This window comes from Pantoea sp. CTOTU49201 (assembly GCF_032054795.1).
GTDB lineage: Bacteria > Pseudomonadota > Gammaproteobacteria > Enterobacterales > Enterobacteriaceae > Pantoea > Pantoea symbiotica.
On the sequence record NZ_DAMBSA010000305.1, the window covers coordinates 1 to 5,712 of the forward strand.

The window sequence follows — 5,712 nt, forward strand, 5'->3', positions numbered from 1 at the left end:
ATTAGCGCAAGGCGGACGTCATGTGAGTTTGTCATTTATGCAGGGCGCGAAGATAGAACTCGATCTGCAGTTGGTGATGCGTAAAGGGTTGAGTTTGACCTCTTCCACGCTGCGTCCCAAAAGCGCTGCTGAAAAGGCGCGCCTGGCTGAGTGCATCCGCAAGCATCTGCTGCCGCTCATCGCTGCAGGCAAAATCGTCCCCACGCTGCATCAAGTTTTGCCGCTGGCGCAGGCGGCGGATGCGCATCGCATCCTTGAGGCCAACGCCAACATTGGCAAAGTGCTACTGAACGTGGATCAGCCGGGAGCGCTCGCATGATGCAACTGTTTTACGCCACTACATCTGCTTATGTGCGCAAAGTGATGGTGACTGCGTACTGTCTTGGGCTGACTCATGAGATTGAGCTGTTAGATTCGGCGGCGCATCCGATTGAACGTGATGAGCGCATTGCCACCTTTAATCCGTTAGCCAAAGTGCCGGCGCTGCGCACGGAAGAAGGATTGTGCCTGTACGACAGCCGCGTGATTTGTGAATACCTCAATGTCCGCGCGCAAGGTGATTTAATCCCGCCGCACGGCGACGCGCGCTGGTTGAGTTTGTCACGCCAGGCGTTGGGCGATGGATTGATCGATGCCGCGTTGCTGGCTCGTTATGAATTTAGCGCGCGGCCGGTGGAAAAACAGTGGCAAGGTTGGGCCGACGGACAACTGAAGAAAGTCAGCGCCGCGTTGGGGGAAATTGAACGTCAGGTCGCCAGTTTTAGCTCGCAGCCGAATGACCTGGGTTTGATCGCCATTGGGTGCGCGCTGGGTTATCTCGATTTCCGCTTCGAAGTCCTTAACTGGCGTGCAGATCATCCGCAAACCGCCGCCTGGTTTGCCATGTTCGATGCCCGCCCGGCTATGGCCGCCACGCGCCCGCATTGATTGCCGTAAATCGTAATTCGGTCACCATAAATGGCGACCCTACGAATAACAGGCACTTTAACCGTAGGGTCGCCATTTATGGTGACCACCGCATAGCGACTCAGGAAATCACATGAATCAGCAAATCTATTTCCTCAACGGCCCGAACGCCAACCTGTATGGCATGGACAAAAGCGGCACCTACGGCACTGAAAGCTTTGCCAGCATCGGTGAACGCTGCCAGCGCCGGGCGGCCGCGCACAACGTCACGCTGCAATTTCTTCAAAGCAATCACGAAGGCGTGTTGGTTGATTGGATACAGGAAGCGCGTCAGCAGGCCGCCGGATTGATCATCAACGCTGCCGGTTTAACCTACAGTTCGGTGCCGATTCTCGATGCGTTGCTGATGTTTGATGGCCCGATCATCGAAGCGCACATGAGCAACATCTGGAAGCGCGAGCCGTTCCGCCATCACTCAATGGTATCGAAAGCCGCCACCGGCGTGATCGCCGGCTTGGGCGTAATCGGTTACGAACTGGCGATTGATGCGGTGGCCGAGTTGATCAAGGCGCATGTGGCATGAGTACCCTGGTGTTTTACAGCGATTTCGACAGCTTTGAACAGTGGTCAGCGTTGCTCGCGCCGCATCTGCCAGGCGTGAATATCTGTCGCGCGGAAGAGGTGCAAAACGTCGACGAAGTGCATTTCGCGCTGGTGTGGAAGCCGCCGCACGGCTTTTTTGCTGCTTACCGCAACCTGAAACTGTTGGTGAATCTGGGGGCGGGCGTTGACTCGCTGGTCGGACGTGATGATTTGCCGGATATCCCGATTGTTCGTTTGTCTGACCCGCATATGGCGCGCATGATGGCCGGCTTCGTGCTGTTTGCCGTAATGCGTTATGTGCGTGACATTCCGGCGTTTGAGCGGGCGCAACGTGAACGACGCTGGCATTACCTGCATCCTCGTTCGCCGGAAACCGTGCGCGTTGGCGTGCTGGGATTAGGTGAGTTGGGCGCGCACGCCGCGCAGGAACTGGCGCGTCAGGGCTTGGATGTGCGTGGCTGGTCGCGATCGCAGAAAGCCATCGAAGGCATTACCTGTAGCAGCGGAATAGAGGTGCTGGATGATTTCCTCGCCAGCAGCGATATTTTGGTGGTGATGCTACCACTCACGCCGCAAACCAAGGGATTGCTGAGTGCGGAAAGACTGGCTCGCTTACCGCCCGGCAGCGCGTTTATTAATGTGTCGCGCGGGGCGATTGTCGATCAGGCGGCGTTAACGCAGGCGTTGCAGCGTGGGGATATTGCTCAAGCCACTCTGGATGTATTCGATCGCGAACCGTTGCCGCCGGAAGATGCGCTGTGGAGCATGGAAAATGTATTGATCACGCCGCATCTGGCCTCGGTCGCCATTCCCGCCAGCGCCGCACCGCAGGTTGCCGAAAATATCCAGCGCGCCGCGCGCGGCGAACCGGTTTTAAATCGCGTTTATCCGCAGCAAGGATATTGATGTCAAAGTTTGAGCAACATTCGTTTACATACTGCGACTTTCGTTCGCCAATGCTTGGGCAGTTGCAGTGACGCCGTGCGGCGACCGAGCAGAGGGGCGATGGGATGTCGCCTCAACAACCGCGCTTTAGCAGCAATGCCTTTTCCTGGCTCACAATCGCTTTAAATCCCGTAGGGTCGCCATTCATGGTGACCAGGTGCGCAAAAATGCGCACCCACGAAATATCTCTCCGAACAAAATCTCTAAAGACCATGCTGTTTTTAATTTAGAAAAGACTCTCACAGGCTAGGTTTGTGGGCGCCATACGCAGCGCCGAGTGAAGAGTGACGGCCAGGATGAGCCGACACGATGTCGGCGAAAGCGCGGCATGAGCCATGGATGGCGAATCCGCGTGGTCCGTCGGACGGAAGGATGAGCGAGGGAACAGCGAGGACGGCGCAAGGCGCGGATTGCAAAGGGCCACGCCATTTGGCCCTTTGCCCGTACGCCGCATCGCGGATGCTGAAACTGCCCAATGTCTGGCGGGCGGAACCTTCTCAGTGCCAGCATGCTGCTCAGCAACTGAGTGCTAACGGCTCAACCTCACGCCACCCGCACCACTTGTGGATCGAAATAACTCGGTGCCGCCATGCCGGGAATATATTGGTCGGAAATAAACATGCGGCAACGCTCGGCGAAGGCGCTCACCACCATGGATTGCTGCACATGCGCCATGGTGGCATAACCCAACTGCATCGCCTTGTTAACGCCCGCCAACCGCACGCGAATCAGGCGTTTACCATCCTGCGACAAGTGCGCTTTAGGTCGCACGTTGGCGATACCAAAGCCGACGCCGTTTGCCACCATCGCGCGTACTGTTTCCATACTGCTGGATCGCATCACCACATTCGGTGTGACACCGGCTTCACTGAACAAGCCAAGAAAATATTCACGGCTCCACGGCATATCCAGTAGCACCATCGGCACTTCAGCCAGATCCTGAATCGATACCGCAGATTGTGTGGCGAACGGATGATGCTCGCCCACCATCACGTAGGGCGGCAGTTGCGCCAGCGACTGGAAAGTGACGTCGCTGGCGGGCACCAAATCATAGGTGAGGGCGATATCGATATCGGCTGAGCGCAGCTGTTTTAGCAGCAACTCATGGTTGCCTTCCACCAGCGAGATGCGCACGCCGGGAAAGGCGCGGCCAAAGCCAAACACCAGCTCCGGCGTCAACATTGGCGCTAGTGTATCGAGGCAACCAACGCGCAGTGGGCCGCGCACGTTGTTCATCGATTCCGATGCGATGGTGTAGAGATTCGACATCTGTTCGAGGATCAGTTTGGCCTCTTTTAATACCTGATGGCCGATTGCGGTGAGTGAAACGCCCTGGGCGTGGTGACGCACAAACAGCTGCACGCCAAGCTCAGACTCAATATGGGTGATGGCAGCGGAAATCGACGGTGAGGAGACGTGAATACGCTCCGAGGCGCCAATAATGCTGCCCGCTTCACCGGAAGCGACAAAATATTCCAGCTGACGCTGGGTGATGCGACTGAGCATGCAGGTTCTCCTGAGATCGCTGACACGCTCATGTCGCGTCAGTCATTCTAATAAGGTCGATTCAACTCAAGCATTTCTCATGCCAAATTCCGACTTACAGCATAATCACCTGTCAATGCGCCAGCGACCATTCGCGTCTGCCTCACTCCTACTTCAGAAAATCCTTGTTAAGCAGGCCACTTTTTTAGCCTCAGAAATCCTGATGCAACAGCGAGGGAAATGCTGTTTTACCCAATCTCAACGCAGCGGCATTATCGCTTCAACACCCGAGAGCCGCCTTCGCACTGTTTTAGTGCATTGCGACGCGATGGACCAGACGGTGGTGCAAAGCAGCTACAACAGCCATTTCATTCATTGGGGACAAGAATATGTTGCGTAAGATTGGTGCCTTAACGTTGTTGACCACGTGTGTATTGAGCGCAGGGAATGCGATGGCCGCAGATAAGCTGATTGTCAGCACCTGGGGCGGCAGCTTTAAAGATCTGATTGATCAAACCATCGCCAAAGAGTTCACCAAAGAGACCGGCGTGGAAGTGCAGTTCGTCACCGGCGGCACCATCGATCGCTTAAACAAAGCCAAGCTGGCGGGCGGCTCGCCGGAAACCGACGTCACCTTTACTACCGCGCATGTCGGTTATCTGTATGCCAATAGCGGCCTGTTTGAAAAGCTCGACATGAGCAAAATCCCTAACGCGGTGAATCTGGTGCAGGAGGCCAAAGTCAGCCCGTATCACCTTGGCGTGTGGGGCTACGTTTACACCATCGGCTATCGCCCAGATTTAGTGCCGAAGGGCGAAGAATTTACTAGCTGGAACGATCTGTGGCGTCCGGAGCTGAAAAGCTCAATTGCACTGCCAGATTGGGATCCGAGCCATATCATCGCGGTCTCCGCCAAACTTTCTGGCACTGATGCGGCGCACTGGGAACAAGGTCAGTCCAGGCTGAAAGCGCTGATCCCCAACATCAAATCCTTCTATACCGATGATGCCAACAGCCAGCAGCTGATCTCCACGGGTGAAACGCCGGTGCAGGTGATGCTGTCGATGAACGCCTACAGCATGATTGCAGAAGGCGTCAACATTAAGCTGGCTATTCCCAAGGAAGGCGCGATTTTGGGCGTCGATACCGTCGGTATCAACAAAGGCACCAAACACGCGGAACTGGCCTACAAGTTCATGAATATCGCGCTGAAACCGGAAATCCAACAGGAAGTGGCGAAGATCTATCGCGGCAGCCCAACGGTGACCAATGCGCATATCGATCCGGAACTGGCGAAGCTGCCTGGCATGTTGACTACGCCAGAACAGTGGAATGCCACCATCAACACCGATCCACAACTGCGCGCGGAAAAAACCGCCGAGTGGCGTCAGTGGTTCTCTGAAAACATCATGTCGCATTAATAAATAGGGGCGGCCTTATCGCCGCCCGGTTCGTCGCACCATTTTATTCAGGCAGCAACGTCTATGACGAGAAAACCGACATTCTTACCCTGGTTCATTATCCCCGCTACGTTCACGGCGCTTGGGCTGGTGGTAGCCATGTTTGCCGTGATGCAGTTTAGCGTGCGGGCTTATATTCCCGGATCGCTCGATGTGGGTGGATTCACGCTGGCGAACTTTAACAGCTTGTTTAAGAAAATCTATGCCGATGCGTTTATTAACACGGTGATGCTCAGCGCGAAAACCGCGATTTTTGGCCTGCTGATGAGTTATCCGCTGGCGTATGCGCTGGTGAGAACGCGCACCACCTGGA

The 5,712-nt window shown here is 55.6% G+C and carries 6 protein-coding genes and 1 pseudogene; 6 read left to right on the plus strand and 1 reads right to left on the minus strand.

What is annotated here, in order from left to right; all coding sequences use genetic code 11:
• From RTY00_RS18345 to RTY00_RS18360, 4 genes are all read left to right on the plus strand, one after another.
• Positions 1-319, plus strand: a 319-nt coding sequence (locus tag RTY00_RS18345; RefSeq protein ID WP_312665388.1) for a zinc-binding dehydrogenase, incomplete at its 5' end; no start/stop codon positions are given.
• Positions 316-927, plus strand: coding sequence for a glutathione S-transferase family protein (locus RTY00_RS18350; RefSeq protein ID WP_312665389.1), 612 nt, complete (start codon positions 316-318; stop codon positions 925-927). The genes RTY00_RS18345 and RTY00_RS18350, both read left to right, overlap by 4 nt.
• A gap of 112 nt (positions 928-1,039) precedes the next feature.
• Positions 1,040-1,489, plus strand: a complete 450-nt coding sequence (locus RTY00_RS18355) for a type II 3-dehydroquinate dehydratase (RefSeq protein WP_312665390.1) — start codon at positions 1,040-1,042, stop codon at positions 1,487-1,489.
• Complete coding sequence (locus RTY00_RS18360) at positions 1,486-2,415, plus strand: glyoxylate/hydroxypyruvate reductase A (protein ID WP_312665391.1); 930 nt, start codon at positions 1,486-1,488, stop codon at positions 2,413-2,415. The genes RTY00_RS18355 and RTY00_RS18360 overlap by 4 nt, the downstream gene beginning before the upstream one ends.
• Positions 2,416-2,997: 582 nt before the next feature.
• Here RTY00_RS18360 and RTY00_RS18365 read toward each other — a convergent pair.
• Complete coding sequence (locus RTY00_RS18365) at positions 2,998-3,960, minus strand: LysR family transcriptional regulator (protein ID WP_008106834.1); 963 nt, start codon at positions 3,958-3,960, stop codon at positions 2,998-3,000.
• Between the two features lie 368 nt (positions 3,961-4,328).
• Here RTY00_RS18365 and RTY00_RS18370 point away from each other — a divergent pair, with 368 nt between their 5' ends.
• Positions 4,329-5,360, plus strand: coding sequence for a polyamine ABC transporter substrate-binding protein (locus tag RTY00_RS18370; RefSeq protein ID WP_312665392.1), 1,032 nt, complete (start codon positions 4,329-4,331; stop codon positions 5,358-5,360).
• Positions 5,361-5,423: 63 nt separating this feature from the next.
• A pseudogene (locus RTY00_RS18375) lies at positions 5,424-5,712 on the plus strand (ABC transporter permease); the annotation flags it as partial.

What these genes read in the sequence shown, in the direction of transcription:
- RTY00_RS18350 (WP_312665389.1), top strand. Translation starts at nt 316, where the DNA reads ATGATGCAACTGTTTTACGCCACTACATCTGCTTATGTGCGCAAAGTG.
- RTY00_RS18355 (WP_312665390.1), top strand. Translation starts at nt 1,040, where the DNA reads ATGAATCAGCAAATCTATTTCCTCAACGGCCCGAACGCCAACCTGTAT.
- RTY00_RS18360 (WP_312665391.1), top strand. Translation starts at nt 1,486, where the DNA reads ATGAGTACCCTGGTGTTTTACAGCGATTTCGACAGCTTTGAACAGTGG.
- RTY00_RS18365 (WP_008106834.1), bottom strand. Translation starts at nt 3,960, where the DNA reads ATGCTCAGTCGCATCACCCAGCGTCAGCTGGAATATTTTGTCGCTTCC.
- RTY00_RS18370 (WP_312665392.1), top strand. Translation starts at nt 4,329, where the DNA reads ATGTTGCGTAAGATTGGTGCCTTAACGTTGTTGACCACGTGTGTATTG.